This window comes from Pseudoduganella sp. R-31, assembly GCF_049913235.1.
In the GTDB taxonomy this organism is placed as follows: Bacteria; Pseudomonadota; Gammaproteobacteria; order Burkholderiales; family Burkholderiaceae_D; genus Rugamonas.
Genome location: NZ_CP183986.1, coordinates 4,170,901 through 4,196,412, shown reverse-complemented (window position 1 = coordinate 4,196,412; position 25,512 = coordinate 4,170,901). Strand labels below are relative to the sequence as shown.

The 25,512-nt window shown below is 62.0% G+C and carries 20 protein-coding genes; 6 read left to right on the top strand and 14 right to left on the bottom strand.

Annotated elements, in window-relative coordinates; translation table 11 throughout:
- Positions 1 to 2 precede the first annotated feature (2 nt).
- The 6 genes from ACN9MY_RS18930 to ACN9MY_RS18905 all read right to left on the bottom strand — a co-directional run bounded on the left by ACN9MY_RS18930 (position 3) and on the right by ACN9MY_RS18905 (position 8,811).
- Positions 3 to 704: an aquaporin gene (locus ACN9MY_RS18930; RefSeq protein WP_426162034.1), complete on the bottom strand. Its 702-nt coding sequence runs from the start codon at positions 702 to 704 to the stop codon at positions 3 to 5.
- The gene (gene xdhB / locus ACN9MY_RS18925) at positions 701 to 3,046 is read right to left on the bottom strand and encodes a xanthine dehydrogenase molybdopterin binding subunit (RefSeq protein ID WP_426162033.1); all 2,346 of its coding nucleotides are present in this window, start codon (positions 3,044 to 3,046) and stop codon (positions 701 to 703) included. The genes ACN9MY_RS18930 and xdhB overlap by 4 nt, the downstream gene beginning before the upstream one ends.
- The gene (gene xdhA / locus ACN9MY_RS18920; protein ID WP_426162032.1) at positions 3,043 to 4,530 is read right to left on the bottom strand and encodes a xanthine dehydrogenase small subunit; all 1,488 of its coding nucleotides are present in this window, start codon (positions 4,528 to 4,530) and stop codon (positions 3,043 to 3,045) included. Before xdhA ends, xdhB begins: the two co-directional genes overlap by 4 nt.
- Positions 4,531 to 4,547: 17 nt before the next feature.
- Positions 4,548 to 5,849: an NCS2 family permease gene (locus ACN9MY_RS18915; RefSeq protein ID WP_426162031.1), complete on the bottom strand. Its 1,302-nt coding sequence runs from the start codon at positions 5,847 to 5,849 to the stop codon at positions 4,548 to 4,550.
- Between the two features lie 145 nt (positions 5,850 to 5,994).
- Entirely contained in the window at positions 5,995 to 7,746 is a 1,752-nt protein-coding gene (locus ACN9MY_RS18910) for an allantoate amidohydrolase (RefSeq protein ID WP_426162029.1), read from the bottom strand.
- Positions 7,747 to 7,875: 129 nt separating this feature from the next.
- The gene (locus ACN9MY_RS18905; RefSeq protein ID WP_426172240.1) at positions 7,876 to 8,811 is read right to left on the bottom strand and encodes a LysR family transcriptional regulator; all 936 of its coding nucleotides are present in this window, start codon (positions 8,809 to 8,811) and stop codon (positions 7,876 to 7,878) included.
- Positions 8,812 to 9,043: 232 nt separating this feature from the next.
- Here ACN9MY_RS18905 and ACN9MY_RS18900 point away from each other — a divergent pair, with 232 nt between their 5' ends.
- From ACN9MY_RS18900 to ACN9MY_RS18885, 4 genes are all read left to right on the top strand, one after another.
- On the top strand, positions 9,044 to 10,315 hold the full coding sequence (locus tag ACN9MY_RS18900) for a urate hydroxylase PuuD (RefSeq protein ID WP_426335948.1): 1,272 nt from the start codon (positions 9,044 to 9,046) through the stop codon (positions 10,313 to 10,315).
- 10 nt (positions 10,316 to 10,325) lie between these two features.
- Entirely contained in the window at positions 10,326 to 11,948 is a 1,623-nt protein-coding gene (locus tag ACN9MY_RS18895) for an HAL/PAL/TAL family ammonia-lyase (RefSeq protein WP_426162027.1), read from the top strand.
- Positions 11,949 to 12,202: 254 nt separating this feature from the next.
- Positions 12,203 to 13,099 (top strand): hypothetical protein, encoded by an 897-nt coding sequence (locus ACN9MY_RS18890; RefSeq protein ID WP_426162026.1) that lies wholly within the window; start codon positions 12,203 to 12,205, stop codon positions 13,097 to 13,099.
- A 123-nt stretch (positions 13,100 to 13,222) separates the two neighbouring features.
- Positions 13,223 to 13,600: a DUF3060 domain-containing protein gene (locus tag ACN9MY_RS18885; protein ID WP_426162025.1), complete on the top strand. Its 378-nt coding sequence runs from the start codon at positions 13,223 to 13,225 to the stop codon at positions 13,598 to 13,600.
- 28 nt (positions 13,601 to 13,628) lie between these two features.
- Here ACN9MY_RS18885 and ACN9MY_RS18880 read toward each other — a convergent pair whose 3' ends face one another.
- The 3 genes from ACN9MY_RS18880 to ACN9MY_RS18870 all read right to left on the bottom strand — a co-directional run bounded on the left by ACN9MY_RS18880 (position 13,629) and on the right by ACN9MY_RS18870 (position 17,405).
- Positions 13,629 to 15,005, bottom strand: a complete 1,377-nt coding sequence (locus tag ACN9MY_RS18880; RefSeq protein ID WP_426335947.1) for an 8-oxoguanine deaminase — start codon at positions 15,003 to 15,005, stop codon at positions 13,629 to 13,631.
- A gap of 112 nt (positions 15,006 to 15,117) precedes the next feature.
- The gene (locus ACN9MY_RS18875; protein WP_426318290.1) at positions 15,118 to 16,470 is read right to left on the bottom strand and encodes a uracil-xanthine permease family protein; all 1,353 of its coding nucleotides are present in this window, start codon (positions 16,468 to 16,470) and stop codon (positions 15,118 to 15,120) included.
- 113 nt (positions 16,471 to 16,583) lie between these two features.
- On the bottom strand, positions 16,584 to 17,405 hold the full coding sequence (locus tag ACN9MY_RS18870; protein ID WP_426335946.1) for an outer envelope protein: 822 nt from the start codon (positions 17,403 to 17,405) through the stop codon (positions 16,584 to 16,586).
- 129 nt (positions 17,406 to 17,534) lie between these two features.
- On the opposite strand from ACN9MY_RS18870, the gene uraH reads away from it, so the two are divergent.
- Positions 17,535 to 17,888: a hydroxyisourate hydrolase gene (gene uraH / locus ACN9MY_RS18865; RefSeq protein ID WP_426335945.1), complete on the top strand. Its 354-nt coding sequence runs from the start codon at positions 17,535 to 17,537 to the stop codon at positions 17,886 to 17,888.
- Between the two features lie 9 nt (positions 17,889 to 17,897).
- Positions 17,898 to 19,199, top strand: a complete 1,302-nt coding sequence (guaD, locus tag ACN9MY_RS18860) for a guanine deaminase (protein ID WP_426335944.1) — start codon at positions 17,898 to 17,900, stop codon at positions 19,197 to 19,199.
- 112 nt (positions 19,200 to 19,311) lie between these two features.
- Here the strand turns inward: guaD and pyk are convergent, their stop codons facing one another.
- Genes pyk through gcl form a run of 5 tightly spaced genes read right to left on the bottom strand, consistent with a single transcriptional unit; the run spans position 19,312 to position 25,474 of the window.
- A complete protein-coding gene (gene pyk / locus ACN9MY_RS18855; RefSeq protein WP_426335943.1) occupies positions 19,312 to 20,733 on the bottom strand; it encodes a pyruvate kinase in 1,422 nt (473 codons plus the stop codon).
- Positions 20,734 to 20,761: 28 nt separating this feature from the next.
- Positions 20,762 to 22,033: a glycerate kinase type-2 family protein gene (locus tag ACN9MY_RS18850; RefSeq protein ID WP_426318285.1), complete on the bottom strand. Its 1,272-nt coding sequence runs from the start codon at positions 22,031 to 22,033 to the stop codon at positions 20,762 to 20,764.
- Position 22,034: 1 nt separating this feature from the next.
- The gene (gene glxR / locus ACN9MY_RS18845; RefSeq protein ID WP_426318284.1) at positions 22,035 to 22,922 is read right to left on the bottom strand and encodes a 2-hydroxy-3-oxopropionate reductase; all 888 of its coding nucleotides are present in this window, start codon (positions 22,920 to 22,922) and stop codon (positions 22,035 to 22,037) included.
- 18 nt (positions 22,923 to 22,940) lie between these two features.
- Positions 22,941 to 23,720 carry a hydroxypyruvate isomerase gene (gene hyi, locus ACN9MY_RS18840; RefSeq protein ID WP_426162015.1) on the bottom strand — a complete coding sequence of 260 codons (780 nt, stop codon included), beginning with the start codon at positions 23,718 to 23,720 and terminating at the stop codon, positions 22,941 to 22,943.
- A gap of 11 nt (positions 23,721 to 23,731) precedes the next feature.
- On the bottom strand, positions 23,732 to 25,474 hold the full coding sequence (gene gcl, locus ACN9MY_RS18835) for a glyoxylate carboligase (protein ID WP_426162014.1): 1,743 nt from the start codon (positions 25,472 to 25,474) through the stop codon (positions 23,732 to 23,734).
- Positions 25,475 to 25,512: the final 38 nt, after the last annotated feature.

Here is a 25,512-nt window from a genome sequence, read left to right as displayed (position 1 = left end):
GGTCAATAGGTTGACGCGCGGCGAACGTCCGGTTCAGGCTCTCGAAGTTTCGCTGGACTATGCAGCCAGGTGACAAGGACAGTCGCTGCCATTGCGCCGAGCAATTGGGCAGCGACGTAGCCGGGTACATCTGCAAAGCGTATGCCTGCCACCGTATCCGTCGCGGCCCGGGCCAGGGTAAGGGCAGGGTTGGCGAACGAGCTCGATGCCGTGAACCAGTAAGCGGAAGCGATGTAGGCAGCGACGGCAAACGGCGTCAACGACGGCCGGCTGCGTGCGCAGCCGCTGATCACGAAAATCAGGCCGAAAGTTGCCATGAACTCGCTCCACCACAGCGCTGTACCGGTCCTGGAGTGGGTCGCCATGGCAAACAACGGTTCGCCGAACATCGCGTGCGCAGCGGCAATGCCGGCGAACGCGCCGAAAACCTGCGCCGCCGCGTAGGGGAGGGTGTCGCTCCACTCCATGCCGCCTTGCCAGGCTTCCGACAGCGTGACGACCGGATTGAAATGAGCGCCGGAGATCGCGCCGAACGCCAGGATCAGCGCCAACAGGCCGGCGGCGCTGGCGACTGAATTGGCGAACAAGGCGATTGCGGCATTGCCGCCAGCCAGGCGGTCGGCCATGATGGCGGAGCCCACCACCACGGCCAGCAACAGTGCCGTGCCAAGGCCTTCTGCGGCAAGGCGTCGCGCGAGCGTCATGCCTGGGCGCGAACGGCATCGACCGCGTCGAGGATCGCTTCACCTGTGGCAGGGGCGCGCAGCGGCGGATTGATGCGGTAGTTGCCGACCGAGGCCACGGCATCGCGAATGGCCAGGAAGACGGAAAACGGCAGCAGCAGCGGCGGTTCGCCGACCGCCTTGGAACGGTGGATGCTGTCGAACGGGTTGCGGTTCTTGAACAGGCGCACGTTGAAGTGATCCGGGCAATCGGACACGCCCGGGATCTTGTAAGTAGACGGTGCGTGCGTCATCAGCTTGCCGTGCTGGTTCCACCACAGTTCTTCGGTTGTCAGCCAACCCATGCCCTGGATGAAGGCGCCTTGCACCTGACCTGTATCGATGGCGGGGTTCAGCGAATTGCCGGCATCGTACAGGCAGTCGGCCTTCAGCAGCTTCCATTCGCCGGTCAGGGTGTCGACGATCACCTCGGACACCGAGGCGCCGTAGGCGTAGTAGCCGAAGGGGTTGCCGCTCATGGTCTCGCGGTCCCAGCTCAGCCCAGGCGTGGCGTAAAAGCCATCGGACCACAGTTGCACGCGGGCCAGGTAGGCTTTCTGCACCAGGTCGGCGAACGGGATCACGGTTTCGCCCGCGAACACGGTGCCGTTGGCGAGGATGATTTCCTCGGCGGCCACGCCGAACGACTTTGCGGCGAAATCCACCAGGCGCCTGCGCAGCGTGTGCGCGGCATCCTGCGCGGCCTTGCCGTTCAGGTCTGCGCCGGTCGAGGCGGCGGTGGCGGAGGTATTGGCGACCTTGCTGGTATCGGTGGCGGAAGCGCGCACGCTGGACAGCGGAATCCCCAGCTCATGCGCCACTACCTGGCATACCTTGGTGTTGATGCCCTGGCCCATTTCGGTGCCGCCGTGGTTCACCAGGACCGAGCCGTCGACGTAGATGTGTACCAGTGCCCCGGCCTGGTTGAAGTGGGTGACGTTGAAGGCGATGCCGAACTTCACCGGAGTCAGCGCCAGGCCTTTCTTCAGCACGGGGCTGGTGGCATTGAACGCATGGATGGCTTCGCGGCGGGCGCGGTAGGCGGTCTCGCTTTCCAGTTGCGCCACCAGTTCGTGGATGACGTTGTCCTTTACCTTCTGGCCGTATTGCGTGATATTGCGGCCTTCCTCGTCGTTGCGCCCGTAGAAGTTCAGCTTGCGCACGTCCAGCGCATCCTTGCCGAGATTGCGGGCGATTTCATCGATGATGTATTCGATGGCGATGGCCCCTTGCGGGCCGCCGAAGCCGCGAAAGGCGGTATTCGACTGTGTGTTGGTCTTGCCTGCCATGGCGCGGATGTCCACGTCCGACAGGTAGTAGGTGTTGTCGAAGTGGCAGATGGCGCGCGTTGCCACTGGTGCGGACAGGTCTGCCGAGAAGCCGGCGCGCGTCACCATCTGCACTTTGGCTGCGGTGATCAGGCCCTGGCTGTCGTAGCCGATTTCGTACTCGTAGTAGAAGCAGTGGCGCTTGCCGGTAACCATCATGTCGTCGTCGCGGTCGGCGCGCAGCTTTACCGGGCGTTTCAATCGCGCGGCGCTGACTGCGGCGCAGGCGGCCCACAGCGCGGACTGGGATTCCTTGCCTCCAAAACCACCCCCCATGCGCCGGCATTCCACCACCACGGCGTGTGACGGATAGTGCAGGGCGTGCGAGACCACGTGCTGCATTTCGGTCGGGTGCTGGGTGGAGCAGTAGACGTGCATGCCGTTGCCTTCCCTGGGAATGGCATAGGAGATCTGGCCTTCCAGGTAGAACTGCTCCTGGCCGCCGACGTGCAGTTTGCCTTTGAGGATGTTCGGGGAGCGCTCGAATGCTGCCTGCGCTTCGCCCCGTGTCAGGCGCATTGGCGGCACCACGAACGATTCTGCGTCGCGCGCGGCTTCCGGCGTCAGGATGGCTGGCAGTTCTTCGTACTGGATATCGGCCTTGCGGGCGGCGCGGCGCGCATTGTCGTGGGTGTCGGCTACCACGATGAAGATCGGCTGGCCGACGTATTCCACCTTTTCTTCGGCGAGGATCGGGTCGTCGTGGATGATCGGGCCGCAATCATTGGTACCGGGGATGTCCTTCCAGGTGTACACGGCGGCCACGCCTGGCATGGCTTTCACAGGCTCCAGGTTGAGCGACAGGATGCGTGCGTGTGCCTTGGCGGAGAGGCCCAGCGCAGCGTGCAGCGTGCCTTGCGCTTCGGGGATGTCGTCGGTGTAGACGGCTTCGCCGAGCACGTGCAGGATGGCCGATTCATGCGGATGGCTCTGGCCAACTTCGGACCAGCCCTTGGCGGCGCCGAGCGTCATGAACTGTTCGGACTTGCTGTTCATGCGGCGGCTCCTTCCTTGAATGCGTAAGCGTTAACGTAAGTGCTTGGTATGGCGTCTTCCGGGCGGGTCTCCATCCAGAAGCGGCGCAGCAGGTTTTGTGCAGTGCGCATGCGGTAATTGGCGGAGGCGCGCATGTCCGTCAGCGGCGTGTAGTCGCGTGCCAGGGCGTCCATGCAGGCGCGCAGAGTGGCCTCGTTCCACGGCTGGCCATTGATGGCTGCTTCGGCCTGTGGTGCCCGGCGCGAAGTCGCCGCCATGCCGCCGTAGGCGATGCGGGCATTGCGAACGACGCCGTCTTGAAGTTCGAGCGAGAAGGCGGCGCACACGGCGGAGATATCCTGGTCGTAGCGCTTGGCCAGCTTGTAGGTGCGGAACTGCTGGCCGGTGCGCGGCTGGGGGATGCGCACGGCTTCCACGAATTCGCCGGGCTGCCAGTCCTTCTTCATGTAATCGAGGTAGAAGTCCTGCAGCAGCAGGACGCGCTGGCCTTTATCGGAACGCAGCACGATTTCGGCGCCGAGCACGATCATCCATGGCGCGGAATCGCCGATCGGCGAGCCGTTGGCTACGCTGCCGCCCAGGGTGCCGGTGCTGCGGATCGGCTGCGAGGCGAAGCGCTGCCACAGTTCGTGCAGCGAGTCGTTCGGATAGAGCTCCAGCACGGCTTTGTAGGCGTCGTCCAGCGAAACGGCAGCGCCGATCTCCAGCTTGCCGTCGACGCTGGCGATACGGTGCAGTTCCTGCACCTGGCGCGTGTAGATCACGTCGCCCAGGTTGCGCATCTGCTTGGTGACCCACAGGCCGACGTCGGTCGAGCCGGCAAGGATGGTGGCGGTCGGCTTGGCCGCGCGCAGGGCCGTCATTTCGGCCAGGGTGCGCGGCGCGTGGAACGTCTGGCCGTCGTGGGTGTAGCTGAACATGGTATCTCGTTGCAGGCCTTGCAGGACTGCCTTCAATGCGTCGCGGTCGAAGCCGACCGCCGGCAACTCGCCCATGCGGGCGGCTGCATCAATAATCGGGCGGTAGCCCGTACAGCGGCACAGGTTACCGGACAATGTCTCATCGATCGTTTTGCGGCATGGTGGGGTGGTTTGGCCTTCCTGTTTCAAGTACAGGCTCCAGAGCGACATGGCGAAGCCGGGAGTACAGAAACCGCATTGGGAGCCATGGCATTCCACCAGGGCTTCCTGCACCGGGTGCAGGCCGCCATCTGGCTGTTTCAGGTCTTCCACCGTGAACACTGCCTTGCCGTCCAGGGTTGGCAGGAACTGGATGCACGAATTCACGTTGCGCATTTCCAGTTCGCCATCCACCAGCGAGCCGATCACCACGGTGCAGGCGCCGCAGTCGCCTTCGGCGCAGCCCTCCTTGGTGCCGATGCAATGCAGGTCTTCCCGCAGGTGTTGCAGCACCGTGCGGGTGGGGGCGGCGGAATCGACTTCCTGCACGCGCCCCTGGTAGAAGAAACGAATCGGTTGGGACATCTTTGCTACTCCTTGCTTCAGCCGGGGATGTAAATCATTTTGAACAGGAACACGCCTGCAACACACCAGATCATTGCGCTGACTTCCTTGTATTTACCGGTCAGCAGTTTCAGGCCGGCGTAGCTGATGAAGCCCAGCGCCAGGCCATTGGCGATCGAATAGGTGAAGGGCATGACCAGTGCGGTGACCACTGCCGGAACGCTTTCGGTGGTTTCGGCCCAATTCACTTCCGCCAGTTCGCGCAGCATCAGGCAGGCGACGAAGAACAGGGCGGGTGCGGTGGCGTAGGCGGGGACCACGCCGGCCAATGGCGCGATGAACAGCGCCGCCAGGAACAGGCAGGCGATGGTGACGGCGGTGAGGCCGGTGCGGCCGCCCGCCTGCACGCCAGCGGCGCTTTCGATGAAGGCGGTGGTGCTGGAAGTGCCCATCACGGAACCGGCGATGATGGCGCCGGAGTCGGCCAGCAGCGCCTTGTTCATGTTCTTTGGCAGCTTGCCGTCTTTCATCAGGCCGGCGCGCTGGGCGACGCCCATCAGGGTGCCGGTGGCGTCGAACAGTTCAACCAGGAAGAACACCATCACGACGGTGAACAGGCCGTGCGACACCGCGCCGACGATGTCCAGCTTCATGGCCGTCGGCTCGATCGATGGCGGCAGCGAGACGATGCCGTTGAAGTGGTTGCCGCCGAAGAAGAAGCTCAGGGCCGTCACGGTCATGATGCCGATCAGCAGGGCGCCGGTGACGCGCAGGCGGTCCAGGGCAACGATCACCAGGAAGCCGATAATTGCCAGTACCGGTGCAGGTTTGTGCAGGTCACCCATGGTGACGAAGGTAGCGGGGCTGGAAACCACGATGCCGGCGTTCTTCAGCGAGATCAGCGCCAGGAACAGGCCCACGCCGGCCGGGATGGCGATGCGCAGCGACGGCGGAATGGCGTTCATGATCTTCTCGCGAATGCGCAGCAGGCTGACGATCATGAAGCAGCAGCCGGAAATGAACACGGCGCCCAGTGCGGCTTGCCACGGGAAGCCCATGCCTTGCACTACGCCGTAAGCGAAATAGGCGTTCAGGCCCATGCCAGGCGCCAGGCCGATAGGGAAGTTGGCATACAGGCCCATGATCAGGGTGCCGACGGCGGCCGCGACACAGGTGGCCACGAAGACCGAGTCCTTGGGCATGCCGGCATCGCCGAGGATCGATGGGTTGACGAAGATGATGTACGCCATCGTCAGGAAGGTTGTAATGCCAGCCAGCACCTCGGTGCGCACGTTGGTGCCGTGCTCGCCGAGCTTGAAATAGTTGTCCAGGAATTGCATTTGGGTTGTCTCCGTTTAGTTTTTAGCGCCCGAAATCCCGCCTCTCCGGGCGGGCAAATATGGCGGCCCTGCGCTGCTTGTTTTAACAATATCGTTGAAGGTCTCCTTTTCGGCTTCTATGCCGGGGCATATTGGCTATCTCGAATTAGCTATAGTTGCGCAAAAAGCTCAGCAGGATGCGGGCCGACAGGTCTGCGTCATCGTCCGTCATGGTCTCCAGCGGGTTGTGGCTGATGCCGCCGTTGCCGCAGCGCGTGAACAGCATGGCGACGTCGGTGACGCGCGACATCAGCATGGCGTCGTGGCCGGCGCCGGAGGCGAGGTGGAAGGCAGGGATGCCGTGGCGCTCCACTGCGGCTGCCAACTGCTCCATCAGGCGCGGCGCGCAGGGGGCGCAATCGGCGGCAACGGTTTGTTCAATTTGCCAGGTGATGTGGCGCCTTTCGCACACTTTTTCGATGTGGGCGAGGATGTCGTCCACGGCAGCATCACGCGCTGCATTGTTGGCTGCGCGGATGTCGAGCGACAGGGTACAGGCACCCGGGATGACGTTGGTGGAACCGTTCGGCACCTGCAGCTGGCCGACGGTGCCCACCAGGGCAGAATCCTGGTCCTGTGCGCAGCGCTGTTCCACGTACAGGATGATTTCGGCGGCGGCGGCGGCGGCATCCTTGCGCATCGGCATGGGGGTGGTGCCGGCGTGGCTGGCGACGCCTTTCAGCTCCACCAGGTAGCGCTTGCTGCCGGCGATGGAGGTCACCACGCCGACCGGCAGGCCGCGCTCCAGCAATACCGGGCCTTGTTCGATATGGACTTCGACGAAGCCAAGCAGGTCGGATGGATCGCGGGCGATGTCGGCAATCGCGTTGACGTCATGATCGGCGTCGGTCAGCACGTCGCGCAGCAACTGCCCATCGCGGTCGCGCAAGTCCAGCAGTTTCGGATCGAACTGGCCGATGACGGCGCTGCTGCCGAGGAAGGTGCTCTTGAAGCGCACCCCTTCTTCTTCGGCGAAGCCGATCACCTCGAGGTGGAAGGGCAGGGTTTCGCCGGTTTCATGCAGGTGCTTGACGACGGCGATGGCGGTCAGGATGCCCTGGCGGCCGTCGTACTTGCCGCCGTTGCGCACCGTGTCGTAGTGCGAGCCAGTGAGAAGGGTGCGTGCCTGCGGATCGGTGGACAGGTAGCGGCCCACTACGTTGCCGACCGCGTCAATGTGGGCGTGCATGCCGGCCTCGCGCATCCACTTGGCCAGCTGGTTGGCGGTGCGGCGGTGCACAGGCGTCATGTAGGTGCAGGTGAGGCCTTGCTCGTCCTCGCTGATCGCGCCGATCTCTTCGGCCCATTCCATGATGTCGCGGCCCATGTGCGGCACATAGGACAGCAGGGCGTTCAGGCGCATCTCTGCAATGCGGTGGATCTGGCGCAGCGCCTCGCGCTGTTCGTCGTCGGCCTGGTTGCGCAGCCGGCGGCGAAAGGCGGCAATGATGGCCTGGCGCGACAGGCCTTTGCCGTCGCCGCCCTTGACCGCCAGGATGAAGGGGAAGCCGAATTTGCTGTTGTAGGCGGCGTTCAGCTCCTGCAGCACGGCGAATTCTTCCTTGGTGCAGAGGTTGAGGCCCGCCTTGGCCTGCTCACCGGTGGATTCAGGCGTCAATTCGCCGGCCACGGCGGCTTTGCCGGCAAGCTCCGGGTGGGCGCGGATCAGGCCCAACTGCTCGTCGTCGCTGGCATCCGTGACGACCGTTTGCAGGCCCAGTTTCAGCTCGTCGATGGTGCGGAACGGGCGCTGCGCGGCGGCGCGCTGCGGAATCCATGGGGAATGCTCGTACAGGCCGTGCAGGATCTCGGTAAAAGTCTCTGCGTCGCAGGTATTCAGTCGCTTCAGGCTCGTCATCGTGCTTCGGGCCGCCGCCTGGCGACGGCCCGCTCCAAGTAAGGTGTTCTGGGGAATGGCGAATTGATAATAGAGGCCCGGCGGGCAGGAGATATAACGCTGGGCCGATATCAGCTATCTGGGGCGGTTTTATTTCACCAGCAGGCGGGCGGCTGCGCTGACCTGGGCGCGCAGCCACTTGTGCTCGGTGGCGTGGTGGGCACGCTCGTGCCATAGCTGGTAGAAGCTCAGCGGCGGGAAATCCAGTGGCACCTTGTATGACTTCAGGCCGAGCAGGTTTTCGTAGAAATTGGCGAATTGTTTGCCACTCGTCAAAACCAAATCTGTTTGCTGCACGATGTAGGGCAGCATGCGAAAGTGTGCCGATTCCACAACAATATTGCGCTCCATATCGCGCTCTTCGAGGAAGGAATCGATGTTGCCGTGGTAGCCGGGCAGTATTTGCGCTGGGGCAACGTGGGGCAGGGTGAGGTACTCCTCGGGCGTCATGCCGTCTTTCGGCGTGCGGCGGGCGTAGGCGCTGTTGGCGCGCATCAGGCACACGATCGGGTCGTCGAACAGCTTGGAGATGTGCAGGTGCTGGGGCGGCTCGTCCCAGTTGCCGACCACCAGGTCCAGGTCGCCATCCGACAACAAGCGCACGTAATCGATGTCCGGTCCCAGCGAGTGGATCACCAGGCGGCTGCGCGGCGATTCGCGGCGCAGGCGGGCAATCACCTCGGTGAAGAACTGGGTGTTCATGTAGTCCGGCGCGGCGATATGGAAGGTGCGCGCTTCGTCCTGCGGCACAAACGCAGTCTTTGGGCTGAACAGGCTTTCGGTTTCGTCGAGGATGCGCTTGGCGGTCTTCAACAGGCTTTCGCCGTGTTGCGTCGGCACCATGCCGCGGCCGCCGCGCACCAGCAGCGGGTCGCCGGTCAGGTCGCGCAATTTGCGCAGCGAGCCGGAAATAGAGGGCTGCGGCTGGTTCAGTTTAAGCGCCACCCGCGATACGTTTTTCTCCACCAGCAGCAGGTACAGAATACGGATCAGGTGGATGTCTAAGTGTTCTGGCAATCTGGACATCATGGTCTCCGAATATTATTTATTTGGATTTATCCATGAGAGGTTCGCACCTTCCGGGGCACGAAACTATATCTCCAGGACTATGCGAGTTATATAGCAAATGGAAGGTCTCCCGCGCCAGCAACCGATATCGTTCCATCCACGCAGGTCGTAGCGGCGGCGATATAACGACCGTTTGGTTCACCTGAAGTGCCCGCCAGAGGCAGGTGAACGGACTGAATGGATAAAAATCATGGAGACTTTATTCGGCCCTTACGGGGTGGAATGGCTTAACTTGCTGGTTCGCTGGCTGCACCTGATCACAGGTATCGCCTGGATCGGCGCCTCGTTTTACTTCGTATGGCTTGACAACTCGATCCGTCCCCCCAAGCCTGGCAGTCCGCTTGCCAAGAAGGGCGTGATGGGCGAGCTGTGGGCCGTGCACGGCGGCGGCTTCTATAACCCCCAAAAATACCTGGTAGCGCCGGATGAACTGCCGGAAGACCTGCACTGGTTCAAATGGGAAGCCTACGCCACCTGGCTGAGCGGCTTCGCCATGCTGTTCATCGTCTACTACTTCAATGCTTCGGCGATGATGATCGATAAGAATGTGGCGGACCTGACCTCCCTGCAGGCAGTGGCCGTTGGCATAGGCACGCTGGCGGGAGGCTGGCTGGTGTACGACACCCTGTGCAAGACCGCGCTGGCTGAAAAGCCTGCCGTGCTGGGCACCGTGATGTTCGTGCTGATTGTCGGCGCGGCATATGTGCTGACCCATACCCTGAGCGGCCGCGCAGCCTACATCCACGTTGGCGCGATGATCGGCACCATGATGGTCGGTAACGTGCTGTTCGTGATCATTCCTGGCCAGCGCAAGCTGGTGGATGCGATGGCCAAGGGCGAGTCGCCTGATCCGATCTACGGCAAGCGCGCCAAGGTGCGTTCGGTCCACAACAACTACTTCACCTTGCCTGTGCTGCTGATCATGATCAGCAACCACTACGCCATGACCTACAGCCACGCATACAGCTGGCTGGTGCTGGCCGCCATCATGGCTGCTGGTGTGCTGATTCGCCACTTCTTCAACCTGCGCCATGCGGGCAAGGTTTCGCCTGCGTTCCCGATCGCGGGCGTGATCCTGCTGGCGGGCGTGGCTGTGGCGATCGCGCCGGCGCCGCGCAAGGCAGTTGCCGCGCCGGCGACCGTGGCCGCTGCGGTGGATGCCGATGGCCACGCCGCGCCAGCCGCCGCTGCCGCACCGGCCGCCCAGGCCAGCCTGTCCAGCGTTCAGCAAGTGGTGACGCAGCGCTGCGCCTCGTGCCACTCCGCGACCCCGACCCAGGCGGGTTTCGCATCAGCCCCGGGCGGCGTGATGCTCGATACCGAGGCCCAGGTTAAACAGCACGCCGCCAAGATTTACCAGCGCGCCGTGCAGAACAAGGATATGCCGCTGGCGAACATGACCCATATGACCGACGCCGAACGCCAGTTGATCGGTACCTGGTTCGAAACCAGCGCAAATTAAAGGAAGAGAAATGAGCAACGTAACTATCGACGGCTTCAACCTGACTGCCGAAGAAGTCCTGGCCGTGGCGCGCAACGGCGCCAAAGTCGAGCTGTCCGCCACTTCGCGCGCGGCGCTGAAGGAAAGCCGCGACTACATCGAATCCACCTGGATGCACGACGAAGCGCCGATGATGTACAGCTTCAATACCGGCGTTGGCCTGCTGAAAGATACGCGTATCAAGGTCGAACACATTGAACTGTTCCAGACGCAGTTGATCAAGGCCCATAGCGGCGGCATCGGCGAACCGTTTTCGGAAGAAGTGAGCCGCGCCACCATGCTGCTGCGCGCAAACGCCTTCGCCAGCAACTACTCGGCGCCGCGAGTGGAAGTAGTGGACCGCCTGCTGGCCTTCATCAACGCCGGCATCCATCCAGTCATGCCGCAGAAAGGGTCCGTAGGCGCATCCGGCGACCTGGCACCGCTGGCTTACCTGGCAGCAGCCATCGCCGGCTTCGATGAGGCGGAAGTGATGTACAAGGGCCAGCGCATGCCTGCTGCCGAAGCGATTACGCGCGCCGAAGTCGGCCCGGTAAAGTTCGATCTCAAGGCCAAGGATGCCTCGGCACTGATCAACGGCTGCACCGCCTCGCTGGCCGTAGCCGTGCTGGCGGCGAAGGACGCGCGCGACCTGCTGACTGATGCCTGCCTGTCGCTGGGCCTGACGCTGGAGGCCATGCGTGCGGAAATGTCGGCTTTCGACCCGCGCATCCAGCAGGCGCGCCCGCATCCCGGGCAGATCAAGACTGCATCGGTCGTGCGCAAGCTGCTGAAGGGGTCCACCCGCACCACGCATGAGGCACGTGCCGTCCAGTTTCCCGACGAACTGCGACGCACCGACATTCCCTACACCCCGCGTATCCAGGACGTGTACTCATTGCGCTGTACGCCGCAAGTCTACGGTCCCGTGTTCGATGCGCTGGACTACATTGACACCATTGTAAAGAACGAGATCAATTCGGCCACCGATAATCCTCTGATTTTCGGCAAGGATGGCGGCGGCTTCGAGATCATCTCGGGCGGTAATTTCCACGGCCAGTACCTGGCGCAGGCAATGGATTTGCTGGCCATGGCGGTCACGGACCTGGGCAGCATCTGTGAGCGCCGCGTGGCGCGCCTGATTGATCCAACTCTGTCTTGGGGCCTGCCGCGCAACCTGATGTCGGGCCTGCGCGGCGTGAACACCGGCTATCCGGTGGTGCAATGCTCGCTCAGCTCCCTGGTGATGGAGAACCGCACGTTGTCGATGCCGGGCAGCGTGGATTCCATCCCATCCAAGGCCAACAGCGAAGACCACATCTCCAACTCCACCTGGTGCGCACGCAAGGCCCACACCGTGGTGCAGAACACGCAATACATCGTGGGCGTGGAAATGCTGCTGGCCGCACAGGCGCTGACCATGACCGAGAACCTGCTGCCAGGCTTCAAGCTGGGCGAGGGCACGCAAGCGGCTTATGACGAGATCCGCAAGCAGATCCCGGCTTGCCTGGATGGTGACCGCTGGTTCCACAACGATATCCAGGTGGCGCACAGCTTTGTGACCAGTGGCTCGGTACGTGAGGCAGTGAGTGCAAGGGTCGGTGAATTCATTTAAACCTCGCTGACTTAAAAAATGAAGATGGCCCGCGAGGGCCATTTTCATTGGAGCCGACCTGGCTTGTTTTCAAAATTGCAAGATGGTAAGCTGCGAAAAGTTCCGGAGCGAGTCAAGAAATGAACAGGTCCTTTTCGTTGGCATCGGCAATCACCGCAGTGACCATATATGCGTCCGCGACGACTCATTGTTCTGCGGCGCTTCCCCTGTGCGGAAGCATTTCGACTGATGCGAAAAAGGTATCACTCGCCTCCATGGATATCAAAACGCAGGTCTATTTTACGCACCGTGAAGGGTCGCTCTTCAAATCAGACTTGGCAAACCAGAGTAGCAAGCGCCTGGCTGAACATGAATTTGCGAACGGCGTGAACATGACGCAATCTCCGGATGGCCGCTGGCTAAGCTATCTGGGAGTGCGTGCTGGGGGAACGAGAATGCAGTATTGGCTGCTTGACCGGCATGCCAATTCCAACCGCCTCGTCTACGAACAGCCCTCGCTGGGAGCGTCTTCCCCCTCATTCTCACCGGACAGCAAGTACCTCGTCATCGGGGTATCTGCTGGCCTCTTCCTTTTCGATACAGCGACACTGAAGCGGACGAAATTGACGCTGCCGGTTTCCATTCCGGTAAAAGAAATAATGACATTGACCAGATGGTCAAAAGACAGCACCGAGTTGCTGATTCTGGTGCGCAGCAACCTTCATAATGGACATGAAGTCCCGTTTGAGTTCCTCTCTTATCGGCCGGCGTCGAACTCGTTCGAGAAACTCGCCGCCAAGTACGAATCGAACAGCGGACATTCGTTCATACGAAACGGTCGGGAGATTCCCTCTTTCGAGGATCTGATCCCGCGCTCATCTTATGCACCCAAAGCGGAAAGTTCTCGAGGTGGGACATGGCACGCGTTTGTCGAAAACAAAGCTGATTCAGAACCGCATGTGCTCAAACTTCGGAACCGCAATGGCAAGATCAAGACAGTCGCCAGCATACTGGGTGCCAGCTGTGGACGGATGCTCATCTCCGGCTGGCTTGATGAAGACCATCTCGTTATCAGGCACGGTTTCAATGAATTCCTCGTAATTGAAGCGAGCAGCGGCGATATCGCGGAGCTTCCCGAGGAGTTGAAAGCCTCCGAGAAATTTACCTGGTAACTTGAGTTTCGCCCTGATCCGGTGGCGCAGGACATTGCCACTTTCGGTATCGTTTTCTATTGTACGCGCCGGTATCCAGCATTTCCATAGAATTACATTTTTCATAATTTATTGAGAGTTTGTATGATTCGGAAAATGCTTAAAATCACAGCTTCCACCGTTGTGTTGATCTCAATGTCCAATGCTTGCGCACAGGAAGATGCGGTCGGCGAGGTTGAGGTGACCGATACGCTGATCAGCATCAGCGGCAGTGGCCATCAGCGTACGTTTGCTTGCGATGGACGGAAACTCGAGGTCGTCGGTACGGGGCATGTCGTGACCACCACTGGGGTGTGCAGCGAGGTTGAGATCCTGGGCGTCGGCAACGTTGTCAATACCGAGGTGAAGCCCAAAGGGCGTCTCAGCATCACTGGTACAGATCACACAGTCCGTTGGAAATCCGAAGGCAAGATTGCGCAAAGCGTCACCGGGACCGGGCACCGGATCAGCCGCGTCAAATAGCCGGGATTCCCTGCCGCCCGGCCGTCGTTCATGCGATCCTTCGCGTTCCTGCCGCCAAGGCCAGGTTGGCTGCCAAATGGTTATGACGTTCGATCACCAATGGCAGGTCGATCGTCTGCAAGATCCCGTTTTTCACTACGAGCTTTCCGTTGATGATGCTGTAATTAACATTTGCCGGGGTGCAGAAAACGAGTGCCGCTACCGGGTCGTGCAGGGCGCCGGCAAAGCTTGGCTGGTTCAGCTTGAACATGACGATATCTGCGGACATGCCGGGCTTGAGGGCGCCGATATCGTCGCGGTTCAGGACTTTGGCGCCGCCCAGAGTCGCCAGCTCCAGCGCCTGGCGGGCAGTCATCGCGTCCGGGCCAAAGCCGACCCGTTGCAGCAGCATGGCCTGGCGCACTTCCCCCAGCATATGGGCGCCGTCGTTTGATGCGGAGCCATCGACGCCCAGGCCAACCGGCACACCGGCATCGACCATTTTGCGGATCGGGGCGATGCCTGAGGCCAGGCGCATGTTGGAGCATGGGCAGTGCGCGACGCCTGTGCCTGTTTTTGCGAACATGTAGACGCCTTCGTCATCAAGCTGCACGCAGTGCGCGTGCCAGACGTCATGGCCTACCCAGCCGCAGTCTTCGGCGTATTCGGCCGGAGTCATGTTGAACTTCTCGCGGCTGTACGCAATGTCATTGACGTTTTCTGCCAGGTGGGTGTGCATTGATACGCCGTGGCTGCGTGCAAGTGCAGCGGCCTCCTTCATCAGGTCGCGCGAGACCGAGAACGGTGAGCAGGGCGCCACGACGATGCGCTGCATGGCGTGGCGCGCGGCGTCATGGTAGGTCTCGATCAGGCGTTGCGTGTCGCGCAGGATCGCTCTTTCATCCTCGACTACACTGTCGGGCGGCAGGCCGCCTTTTGACTGGCCCACGCTCATTGAGCCGCGCGCGGCGTGGAAGCGCATGCCGATTTTTGCGGCGGCTTCGATGCTGTCGTCCAGCCTGCAGTCGTTCGGGTAGATATACAGGTGGTCGCTGCTGGTGGTGCAGCCGGACAGGATCAACTCCGACATGGCGGTCAGCGTCGACACATGCACCATTTCGCTATCCAGGTTGGCCCAGATCGGGTACAGGTTGGTCAGCCAGTCAAACAGCTCGCCGTTCTGCGCCGCAGGGATGGCGCGCGTCAGGCTTTGGTACATGTGGTGGTGGGTGTTGACCAGGCCTGGAATCACTACGTGGCCGGAGGCGTCAATGATTTCGTCTGCCGCTTGCGGTAGTTCGGAAGTTGGGCCTACCTGTTCGATCACGTTGCCGCGTACGTAGATTGCGCCGTTGTCGATTTCGCGGCGTTGTTCGTCCATGGTGACAACTACGCGCGCATTCTTGATCAGGAGAGTTTTGCTCATTCAATTTTTCTCGAAATGATTAAACACTGCGGAAACAATGCGCGGGGCAATGCGGAAACAATGTCAGGGAACGGTCCGGTCCCGTCACGTGCCGGTGCAGGACCGCGGGAGTTTAGCCGACTTTGGGAATCAGCATCGGCTGCGGTACGTCATCTTCTTCATCCTCGTCATGTTCAGCTACCGGTCGGTCCGGCAGCACCAGGTTCAGCACGACGGCCACGATGGCGGCGGTCGAGATGCCAGAGCCGAAAATTTCGTGCACGAAGGCAGGCAGCTTGGACAACAGTTCGGGCCGGACCGATACCGCCAGGCCGCAGCCAACCGAAACTGCGATGAGCAGTCCGGTGCGCTTGTCATGTTCCACGTTGGACAGCATCTGGACGCCGGCCGCAATAATCATTGCAAACATCATCAGGCCGGCGCCGCCCAACACCGGCTGCGGGATGGTCACGACGACTGCGCCGAGCACAGGGAACAAGCCGGCCGCCGCCAGGAACACGCCGGTCAACGCCACCACATAGCGGCTGGCAACGCCGGTCAGCGAGATGACCCCGACGTTCTGTGCGAAGGTCGAAACCGGTGGAGCGCCCAGCACGGACACGAAGGCCGAACCCAGACCGTCGCACAGCACGCCGCGGCACAGCAGCTTGCCCTTCATCTTGGTATTGGTCGCTGAGCCTAGCGCCATGAAGGTGCCCGTGGTTTCGACGATGGTCACGACGTAAGCCAGTGCCATTGCCAGGATGCCGCTCAGCGGAAAGCTCATGCCGAAGTACAGCGGCTGGGGAACCGCGAACACCGCGGCTTTCTGGACGGCCGAAAAATCCACCAGCCCGAGGCCCAGGCAAACGCAATAGCCGATCACGATGCCAATCACCACCGCGGCTGCGGAAACGATGCCTTTGCCGAATTGCACAAGGGCGATCACGGTCGCCAGCACGAACAGGGCAATGCCGAGGTTGGTCGGATCGCCGTAGTTCGCCCCCGCGTTCTTGCCGCCGGCGGCCCAGTCCACTGCGACAGGAACGAGCGACAGGCCGATCATGGTGACGACGACTGCTGTCACCTGGTGCGGGAACAGCTTGCGGATCTGCGGCATGAAGAAGCTGCCGAGGATCATGATCGCGGAGCCTGCGAGCGAGGAGCCTAGTATGCCAGGCACGCCGTGCTCCAGGCCCACGCTGATGGCGGCGCCGACGAAGGCGAAACTCGTGCCCATCACGCAGGGCAGGCGGATGCCGACCCGGCCTACACCGATGCACTGGATGGTGGTGACGATGCCGGAGCCGAGGAGGGCGGCGTTGACCAGGGCAACTATCTGGTCGGCGGGAAGTTTCAGGACTGCGCCGACCACCAGCGGGACGGCGATGATGCCGCCCAGGGCTGCCAGCATGTGCTGGGCGGCGAGGAGGGCAGTTGTGATTGGCGGTGGACGGTCGTCCACCTGGTATAGCAGGTTGTTCATGGTGTCTCCGTTATAGGATTTTTGTCTGAACTACTTTTTCCGGTGCTATCCGGCATGCCGCTGCGGGTCAGCTTAGGGGACGGCTGGAAGGCCAAGCCGTGCCCTTGAATCAATCAGAAATGGTACTCCGCGCGGATCATCGGGGTTTTTGCCGTGCTGCCGGGGATATTATGCGGATTCCCGAACTTGTTGCGCCAGTATTGGTATTCCAGGCCGACTTTGAAGCTGTTTGGCTTGGCGCCCACATGGCCGCTCAGGTCATACATCACCTGCGCGTCGATGTTCACCTCTGGAGAAGTCTGGCCGCCGAATTCGTCCTTGCCCTTGTTGCCGATCCAGTTGCCATAGCCTTCAAAGCTGAAGCCCGATCCGAGAGGAATGCCCCAGGCGGCGTTCAGCATGGCGTGCGTGTCGTATTTGTAGCGCTTGGCGACGCCCAGCGGCTGGTTGCTCTCCCACATGCCGAGCAGGCTCACATTCAGGAAGCCCGGCACGTCCAGCATCAGGGTTGGGCCGGCCACGATCATGCGCTTGCGCGAGTTGTAGCTGTCGTCGTTCTTGGTGTTCCAATCGAAGCCCGCGGTAATGCCTACGCCACGTACCGGACCGAATTTGAGGTCCTTGCCGCTTACTTTGCCCAGGTCCAGGGTGTGGCGGTACAACAGGTAGGCTTCGTGGGCGTTGTTGTCTTTGCCGTCGGAACGCAGGAAATCCAGGTTCATGTAGTTGCCGCCGTATTTGTAGCCGTCGACATAGGTCCAGTTCAGGATCTGCTTGTTGATGTCGTTCGGGTTGTACGGTTCTGCGAATTTGCTGCCGTAGCGGTAGCCAATCGAGGTGTCGCTCCAGTCGGCGGCGCTGGCTTGCTGCGCGCCCATCGCCAAGGCCAGGACAGCGATGGTGCCTGCTGCCGCTACGCGTAATGCTTGCTGCATGGTGTCTCCTGTATTTTTTGATATGGAGACCCGATTATGTCCGTGCACGTCATGGTTGATATTCACCACCGTGTATATATCGCAATGGCCCGACGTATATGATTTTCTTCATTCACAAGAGGAGACCATATGGGCAAACTGAGTACACACGTCCTGGATATCACGCAGGGCAAGCCTGGCGCGGGCGTAAAAGTGAAGCTTTTCCGCGTTGAGGGGAACACCAAAGTGTTGTTGAAGACCGACACCACCAACCAGGACGGTCGCTGCGAAACGCCTTTGCTGACTGGCGGCGAGGTCGTGACGGGAAAATACGAGCTGGTTTTTGCGGCCGGAGACTATTTTGCGGCGCAAGGCGTGGCATTGCCGGAGCCGCGCTTCGTCGACGAGGTGGTCATCGCCTTCGGCATTGCGGACGCCGATACGAACTATCACGTGCCGATCGTGGTGTCGCCTTGGGCATATTCGACGTACCGCGGCAGCTAGGAAAGCGCGATGACTACTTTGAAAGCTTTCCGCGCCAGCGTCCTGCATTTCACGGCCGATCCTGCCTTCCATGCCGATGCGCACGCCTGGCACGAGGACGGACTGCTGGTGATTAACGACGGCCGCGTGCAGGCGGCCGGCGACTACTCGCGGCTGAAAGACACGCTGCCGCCCGATACCCAGGTGCGCGACTACCGCGGCAAGATCATCATGCCGGGTTTTATCGACACCCATATCCACTACCCGCAGATGGACATGATCGCGTCGCCGGCGCCGGGGCTCTTGCCTTGGCTGGATACCTACACCTTTCCCACGGAGCGCCAGTTCAAGGATCCGGCGCACGCGGGCGAGGTGGCCGACTTCTTCGTCAAGGAATTGCTTCGTTGCGGCACCACTACAGCCATGGTGTATTGCACGGTGCATCCGGAATCGGTCGACGCGTTCTTTGGCGCGGCTGAAGCTCGCAACCTGCGCATGGCTGCCGGCAAGGTGATGATGGACCGCCATTGTCCGGACTTCCTGAAGGATACGGCAGAAACCGGTGCGCGCGAAAGCGAGGAACTGATTCATCGCTGGCATAACAAGGGCCGCAATATGTACGCCCTCACGCCACGCTTTGCGCCGACTTCCACCGAAGCACAGATGCATATGTGCGGCGAGCTGGCGCGCGCCTATCCTGACACTTACGTGCAGACGCACGTGGCGGAAAATACCGACGAAGTGGCGTGGGTCAAGTCGCTGTTCCCGGATGCGCGCAGTTACCTGGACGTGTACGACAAATACGGCCTGCTGCGCCCGCGCTCGATGTACGCGCATTGCATTTGGCTGGACAACGAGGATCGTGCCCGCATGGCCGCTACTGGCGCCGCCGTTTCGATGTGCGCCACGTCCAACTTGTTCCTGGGCAGCGGCTTGTTCGACTTCGCAGCGGCTGACAAGCAGAATGTAGCGTTGTCTCTGGCGACCGACGTTGGTGGCGGGACTTCGTTCTCGATGCTGCAGACCATGAACGAAACCTATAAGGTCGCGCGCATGGGCGGGACTTTTTTGCCGGCGCTGCGTATGTTCTACATGGCGACCCTTGGCGGTGCGCGCAGCATGCAGCTTGAAGGTACGGTGGGTAATTTCGTTGCCGGTGCCGAGGCCGACTTCATTGTGGTCGATCCGAAGGCCACGCCGTTGCTGGAGCGCCGCTCCACGCGCTGCGACAGCCTGGAGGAATTGCTGTTTGCGCTGGCGTTGCTCGGGGATGATCGGGCGATTGCGGCAACTTACGCAGCTGGTGCGCAAGTCCATCAGCGCGGCGAGTAAAACCGGTAGGGCAGGGTCAGACCCAAGGGGCTGACCCGCTTTGCAGACGCCACAAATAAAAAGACGCCGGTTGGAGGACCGGCGTTAAAAGAGAAAGTCTGTACGTTGCTGTTTATTGCGGCCAAATCTCCGCCAGTCGCAGGAGGTTGGTGCTACCGGGTTGGCCGAATGGGGTGCCGGCAGCGATGGCGATCTGGTCGCCTGCCTTTACGAATCCTTCCCGCAGCGCGGTGCGGCATGCGGCTGCAACCATTTCATCGACGCTGTTCACGTCCTGGCTCACGGTGCTGTGCACGCCCCAGGCGAGTGCCAGGCGGCGCGCGGTTTCCGGCTTGGGTGTGATGCTGACTATCGGCGCCATCGGGCGTTCGCGCGCGGTGCGCAGGCTGCTGTGACCCGAAGTGGTGTAGGCCACCATGGCTTTCGCGCCCATGATCCGCGCGGCGTCGCGCATTGAGGCGCTGATGGCGTCACCTTTGTTTGGTAGTGGCGCCTGGTGCTGGGCCTCGATCACGGCGGGATACAGCGGGTCGCGCTCGACCTCGGAGATGATGCGGTCCATGATCGATACTGCCTGCACAGGGTATGCGCCGCTGGCCGATTCGGCGGATAGCATTACGGCATCGGCGCCTTCATACACGGCGTTGGCCACGTCCGAGGCTTCGGCGCGGGTCGGCACCGGCGCGCTGACCATGGATTCCAGCATCTGGGTGGCGACGACGACCGGCTTGCCGTGCTTGCGGCACAGGCGCACGATGCGTTTCTGTACACCCGGCACGCGCTCTGGGGGCAGCTCGACGCCGAGGTCGCCTCGCGCCACCATGATCGCATCCGACACGCTGACAATTTCTTCCAGCCGGTCCAGGGCGGCAGGCTTTTCCAGCTTGGACAGCACGCCGGCGCGCCCTTGAACCATCTCCTTGGCCTGCACCACATCTTCCGGCAGCTGGACGAAGGACAGGGCGATCCAGTCCACGCCCAGCCCCAGTGCGAATTCGAGGTCGGCTTTATCCTTGGCGGTCAGCGCCGGGATCGGCAGCACGGCATCCGGTACGTTCACGCCTTTGCGGTCGGAAAGTACACCGCCCGTTACTATGCGGGTGCGTATGGTGTCGGTGTCGCTGGCCAAGACTTCGAGGCGGATGCGGCCATCGTCCAGCAGCAGGGATTGGCCAGCGCTGACGGCTTCGAAAAGCTCGGGGTGCGGCAGGCGAACGCGCGATGCGCTGCCCGGAGCGGGCGCCTGGTCCAGCTGGAATTCGGCGCCGGCGTTCAGCGTGACCTTGCCCCCTTCGAACTGGCCAATGCGCAGCTTAGGCCCTTGCAGGTCGGCCAGGATGGCGATCGGTCGGCCCAGTTCTTTTTCGATTGTACGCACGATGCCGTGGCGGACTTGGTGGTCGGCGTGGCTGCCGTGGCTGAAATTGAAGCGGAAGACGTCGGCGCCCGCCTCGAACAGCGCCTTGATGGTGGCGTATTCGCTGCTTGCGGGGCCGAGGGTTGCTACGATTTTTGCTTTGCGTTCGCGACGCATATGGGTGTCTCTCTCTATTCTCGGTAAATCAAAGAATCAGGATGGCGCGGAAGTCGTTCACGTTGGTGCGTGTCGGTCCGCTGACCACCAGGTCGTCCAGCGCGCTGAAGAAGCTGTAGGCGTCGTTGTTGGCCAGAAGGTGCTTGCCGCTCACGCCTTTCGCCTCGGCGCGGGCCAGCGAATCCGGGGCGTAGACAGCGCCGGCATTGTCTTCCGAGCCGTCGATGCCGTCGGTGTCGCAGGCAATCGCATGCACGCCTTTGGCGCCTTCCATGGCCAGCGCGAAGCTGAGCAGGAATTCCACGTTGCGGCCGCCGCGTCCGTTGCCGCGCACTGTGACGGTGGTCTCGCCACCGGACAGGATGACGCATGGGCGCTGAAATGGTTGGCTGCGCGCCACCACCTGGCGAGCCATCGCCGCGTGCATCAGGCCTATGTCGCGTGCTTCGCCTTCGATCCCGTCTGACAGGATGTACGGCGTGAGGCCGGCTTCGCGCGCCTTCGCGGCAGCGGCTTCCAGCGCATGCTGGGCGGTTGCGATGACGTGGTGGCTGTGGCCTTCGAAGCGAGCGTCGCCGGGCTTTGGTGTTTCGCTGGCATCCGATTGCAGGTGTACCAGCACGCTTTTCGGGATCTCGATCCGGTACTTGCACAGGATGGCCAGTGCTTCGGAACTGCTGGTGGCATCCGGCAGGGTTGGCCCACTGGCGATCACGCGCGGATCATCGCCCGGCACGTCTGAGATCAGCAGCGTGACAACGCGGGCCTTGCCGCAGGCCAGCGCCAGGCGGCCGCCCTTGATGGCGGAAAGGTGCTTGCGCACGCAATTCATCTCACCGATGGTGGCGCCGCTCTTCAGCAGCGCCTTGTTCAGGGCCTGCTTTTCGGCCAGCGAAATACCTTCCGCCGGCAATGCAAGAAGGGCCGATCCGCCGCCGGAGATCAGGCACAGTACCAGGTCGTTTTCGGACAGGCCCTGCACCATCTCCAGCATGCGCGCCGCGGCCTTCTGGCCCGCATCGTCGGGCACGGGATGCGAAGCTTCGACCACTTCGATCTGCCGCGTCTCGGCGCCGTGGCCGTAACGGGTCACCACCAGCCCCGACAAGGGACCTTGCCAATGCTGCTCCACGGCTTGCGCCATGGCAGCGGCACCTTTGCCTGCGCCGATCACCAGTGTCCGGCCGTTCGCAGGGGGCTGCGGCAGGTAATCCCGCACCAGGTTGCGCGGATGGACTGCGCCAATGGCGGCGTTATACAGGTCGAGCAGGAGCTCGCGTGGGGCTGGGATGGACGTCATATCAAGCCTGCGCGATGCGGTGGTTGGACATCAGTTCAATTGCCTGGCACAGCGCGGAGTGGTCGAGGCCGGACAAGCCGTTGGCGGCGCAGGCGTTCATCAGTTCCTGCGTGGCCGAGGTGTTTGGCAACGACACGCCCAGCGCCTTGGCGCCCTGCAGGGCCAGGTTCAGGTCCTTCTGGTGCAGGGCAATGCGGAAGCCCGGGTTGAAGGTGCGCTTCACCATGCGCTCGCCATGCACCTCCAGGATGCGCGAGGATGCGAAGCCGCCCATCAGCGCTTCACGCACCTTCGCTGGATCGGCACCGGCCTTGGATGCGAACAGAAGCGCTTCGGCCACGGCCTGGATGTTCAGCGCCACGATGATCTGGTTGGCCACCTTGGTGGTCTGGCCGTCGCCGTTGCCGCCGATTAAGGTGATGTTCTTGCCCATCAGTTCGAACAGCGGCTTGACGGTGTCGAAGGCTTCCTGCGGTCCGCCGACCATGATGGTCAGCGAAGCCGCCTTGGCGCCCACTTCGCCGCCGGACACCGGAGCGTCCAGGTAGGCGCAGCTCTTTTTGTTGATCTTCTTGGCGAATTCCTTGGTGGCGATCGGCGAGATGGAACTCATGTCGACCACGATCTTGCCGGCGGAAAGGCCGGCTGCGATGCCGTCTTCCGAGAACAGGACTTCTTCCACCTGCGGGGTGTCGGGCACCATCAGGAAGATGATGTCGGCGCGCTTGGCAACTTCCATCGCGGAGGTGCAGACGGTGGCGCCGCCTTCGACCAGGTTGGCCGGCGGGTTCTTCACATCGTGCAGGTACAGTTTGTGGCCTGCCGCTTGCAGGTGACCGGCCATTGGGCCGCCCATGATGCCGAGACCGATGAATCCGAGTTTTTGCATTTTGCTTTCTCCTTTGGTTTACGCGGCCAGTTCAGCGCGCCAGCCGAGGCCCGCTTCCGTGCCCGCTTTTGGTTTGTATTCGCAGCCCACCCAGCCGTCGTAGCCGATTTCGTCCAGGAAGTTGAGCAGGTAGCGGTAATTGATTTCGCCGGTGCCCGGTTCGAAGCGGCCCGGATTGTCGGCCAGCTGGACATGCCTGATCACCGACAGGTGGTTCTTGATCGTGTTGGCCAGTTCGCCTTCCATGCGCTGCATGTGGTAGATGTCGTACTGCAGGAACAGGTTGTCCGAGCCGACCGATTCAATCAGGTCCAGGCCCTGGCGCGTTCCCGACAGGAAGAAGCCAGGAATATCGAAGGTGTTGATCGGTTCGATCAGCAGCGGAATGCCGGCCTTCTTCAACGCGGCAGCCGCGAACTTCAGGTTGCTCACCAGGACGGCACGGGCATCGGCATCGGCCACGCCTTGCGGCTTGATGCCGACCAGGCAATTGATGCGCTGGGTGCCCAGCACGCTGGCGTAGGCGAGGGCGGTTTCCACGCCCTGCTCGAATTCGCCGATGCGGTTCGGGTGGCAGGCGATGCCGCGCTCACCGCCGGCCCAGTTGCCGGCCGGGAGATTGTGCAGCACCATTTCCAGCTTGTGCTCTTCCAGTTGCTCGTGCACTTGCTGCGGTTCGAATTCATACGGAAACAGGAATTCCACGCCCGTGAAGCCGTTGCGCGCGGCGGCGCCGAAGCGTTCCAGGAAAGGCTGCTCGTTGAACAGCATGGTCAGGTTGGCAGCGAATTTAGGCATTTGCTTTCCTCTTATGCAGCGTCGATGATGTCGTTGAATTCATTGATGGCGTTGATCTCGGTGCCCATCGCGATATTGGTCACGCGCTCAAGGATCACTTCCACCACCACCGGCACGCTGTACTTGGCCATCAGCTCGCGGGCTTGTTCGAAGGCAGGGATGATGTCGTCCGGCTTGTGCACGCGGATCGCCTTGCAGCCCAGGCCTTCCACCACGGCCACGTGGTCGACGCCATAGCCGTTCAGTTCCGGTGCGTTCACGTTCTCGAAGGACAGCTGCACGCAGAAGTCCATGTCGAAGCCGCGCTGCGACTGGCGGATCAGGCCCAGGTACGAGTTATTCACCAGCACGTGGATGTAAGGCAGCTTGAACTGCGCGCCCACTGCCAGCTCTTCGATCAGGAACTGGAAGTCGTAGTCGCCCGAAATCGCCACGATGTCGGTGCTCGGATCGGCGGCGCGCACGCCCAGCGCGGCAGGAATGGTCCAGCCGAGCGGGCCAGCCTGGCCGCAGTTGATCCAGTTGCGCGGCTGGTAGACGTGTAGGAATTGCGCTGCAGCGATCTGCGACAGGCCGATGGCCGAGACATAGCGCGTATTGCGGCCGAAGTACTTGTTCATCTCCTCGTACACGCGCAGCGGCTTGACCGGCACGTTGTCGTAGTCGGTACGGCGCAGCATGGTGCGCTTGCGGTGCTGGCACTGGGCCACCCAGCCGGTGCGGTCGCGTAGCTTGCCGGCGGCCTTCCATTCCTTGGCTACTTCGACGAACAGTTCCAGCGCGTAGCCGGCGTCGGACACAATGCCCAGGTCAGGGCCAAAGACGCGGCCGATCTGGGTTGGCTCGATATCCACGTGCACGAAGGTGCGGCCTTCGGTGAACACGTCGACCGAGCCGGTGTGGCGGTTCGCCCAGCGGTTGCCGATACCGATGATGAAGTCGGATGCCAGCACGGTGGCGTTGCCGTAGCGGTGGCTGGTCTGCAGGCCGGCCATGCCCGCCATCAGCGGGTGGTCGTCGGGGATGGTGCCCCAGCCCATCAGGGTGGGGATCACCGGCACGTTGACGATTTCCGCGAACTCCTGCAACAGGGCGGACGCATTGGCGTTGATGATGCCGCCGCCGGCGGTGATCAGCGGGTGCTCGGCCTCGTTCATCATTTGCAGCGCTTTCTCGACCTGGGCGCGCGAGGCGCGCGGCTTGAAGGCGTCCAGCGGGGTGTAGGTCCCGGGATCGAACTCGATCTGCGCCATCATCACGTCGAACGGCAGGTCGATCAGCACCGGGCCCGGACGGCCGGAGCGCATCAGGTGGAAGGCTTGCTGGAACACGCGCGGCACCTGGGCCGGCTCCAGCACCGTGGTCGCCATCTTGGTGACCGGCTTGGCGATGGACGAGATGTCGACGGCCTGGAAGTCTTCCTTGTGCAGGCGGGCGCGCGGCGCCTGGCCGGTAATGCACAGGATAGGGATCGAGTCCGCTTGCGCCGAATACAGGCCGGTGATCATGTCGGTGCCCGCAGGACCGGAGGTGCCGATGCAGACGCCGATATTGCCGGGGGCAGCGCGGGTGTAGCCTTCTGCCATATGGGATGCGCCTTCGACGTGGCGCCCCAGGATGTGCTTGATCGTGCCGTTCTTTTTCAGTGCAGCGTACAGCGGATTGATGGCGGCGCCCGGTACGCCGAATGCGACCGAGATGCCTTCCTTCTGCAGTACGTGGACAGCCGCTTCGGCCGCCGTCATTTTTGCCATGGTGATCTCCTGATATGCATGCAAAGTCTGTTGTTGAT

Excerpts from the sequence above, each read along its gene's own strand:
- ACN9MY_RS18870 (WP_426335946.1), bottom strand. The coding sequence starts at position 17,405 with ATGCAGCAAGCATTACGCGTAGCGGCAGCAGGCACCATCGCTGTCCTG.
- ACN9MY_RS18890 (WP_426162026.1), top strand. The coding sequence starts at position 12,203 with ATGGATATCAAAACGCAGGTCTATTTTACGCACCGTGAAGGGTCGCTC.
- ACN9MY_RS18900 (WP_426335948.1), top strand. The coding sequence starts at position 9,044 with ATGGAGACTTTATTCGGCCCTTACGGGGTGGAATGGCTTAACTTGCTG.
- xdhB (WP_426162033.1), bottom strand. The coding sequence starts at position 3,046 with ATGAACAGCAAGTCCGAACAGTTCATGACGCTCGGCGCCGCCAAGGGC.
- uraH (WP_426335945.1), top strand. The coding sequence starts at position 17,535 with ATGGGCAAACTGAGTACACACGTCCTGGATATCACGCAGGGCAAGCCT.
- ACN9MY_RS18930 (WP_426162034.1), bottom strand. The coding sequence starts at position 704 with ATGACGCTCGCGCGACGCCTTGCCGCAGAAGGCCTTGGCACGGCACTG.
- ACN9MY_RS18885 (WP_426162025.1), top strand. The coding sequence starts at position 13,223 with ATGATTCGGAAAATGCTTAAAATCACAGCTTCCACCGTTGTGTTGATC.
- hyi (WP_426162015.1), bottom strand. The coding sequence starts at position 23,720 with ATGCCTAAATTCGCTGCCAACCTGACCATGCTGTTCAACGAGCAGCCT.
- gcl (WP_426162014.1), bottom strand. The coding sequence starts at position 25,474 with ATGGCAAAAATGACGGCGGCCGAAGCGGCTGTCCACGTACTGCAGAAG.
- ACN9MY_RS18905 (WP_426172240.1), bottom strand. The coding sequence starts at position 8,811 with ATGTCCAGATTGCCAGAACACTTAGACATCCACCTGATCCGTATTCTG.
- ACN9MY_RS18915 (WP_426162031.1), bottom strand. The coding sequence starts at position 5,849 with ATGCAATTCCTGGACAACTATTTCAAGCTCGGCGAGCACGGCACCAAC.
- xdhA (WP_426162032.1), bottom strand. The coding sequence starts at position 4,530 with ATGTCCCAACCGATTCGTTTCTTCTACCAGGGGCGCGTGCAGGAAGTC.
- ACN9MY_RS18910 (WP_426162029.1), bottom strand. The coding sequence starts at position 7,746 with ATGACGAGCCTGAAGCGACTGAATACCTGCGACGCAGAGACTTTTACC.
- ACN9MY_RS18880 (WP_426335947.1), bottom strand. The coding sequence starts at position 15,005 with ATGAGCAAAACTCTCCTGATCAAGAATGCGCGCGTAGTTGTCACCATG.
- glxR (WP_426318284.1), bottom strand. The coding sequence starts at position 22,922 with ATGCAAAAACTCGGATTCATCGGTCTCGGCATCATGGGCGGCCCAATG.
- ACN9MY_RS18895 (WP_426162027.1), top strand. The coding sequence starts at position 10,326 with ATGAGCAACGTAACTATCGACGGCTTCAACCTGACTGCCGAAGAAGTC.
- ACN9MY_RS18875 (WP_426318290.1), bottom strand. The coding sequence starts at position 16,470 with ATGAACAACCTGCTATACCAGGTGGACGACCGTCCACCGCCAATCACA.
- ACN9MY_RS18850 (WP_426318285.1), bottom strand. The coding sequence starts at position 22,033 with ATGACGTCCATCCCAGCCCCACGCGAGCTCCTGCTCGACCTGTATAAC.
- pyk (WP_426335943.1), bottom strand. The coding sequence starts at position 20,733 with ATGCGTCGCGAACGCAAAGCAAAAATCGTAGCAACCCTCGGCCCCGCA.
- guaD (WP_426335944.1), top strand. The coding sequence starts at position 17,898 with ATGACTACTTTGAAAGCTTTCCGCGCCAGCGTCCTGCATTTCACGGCC.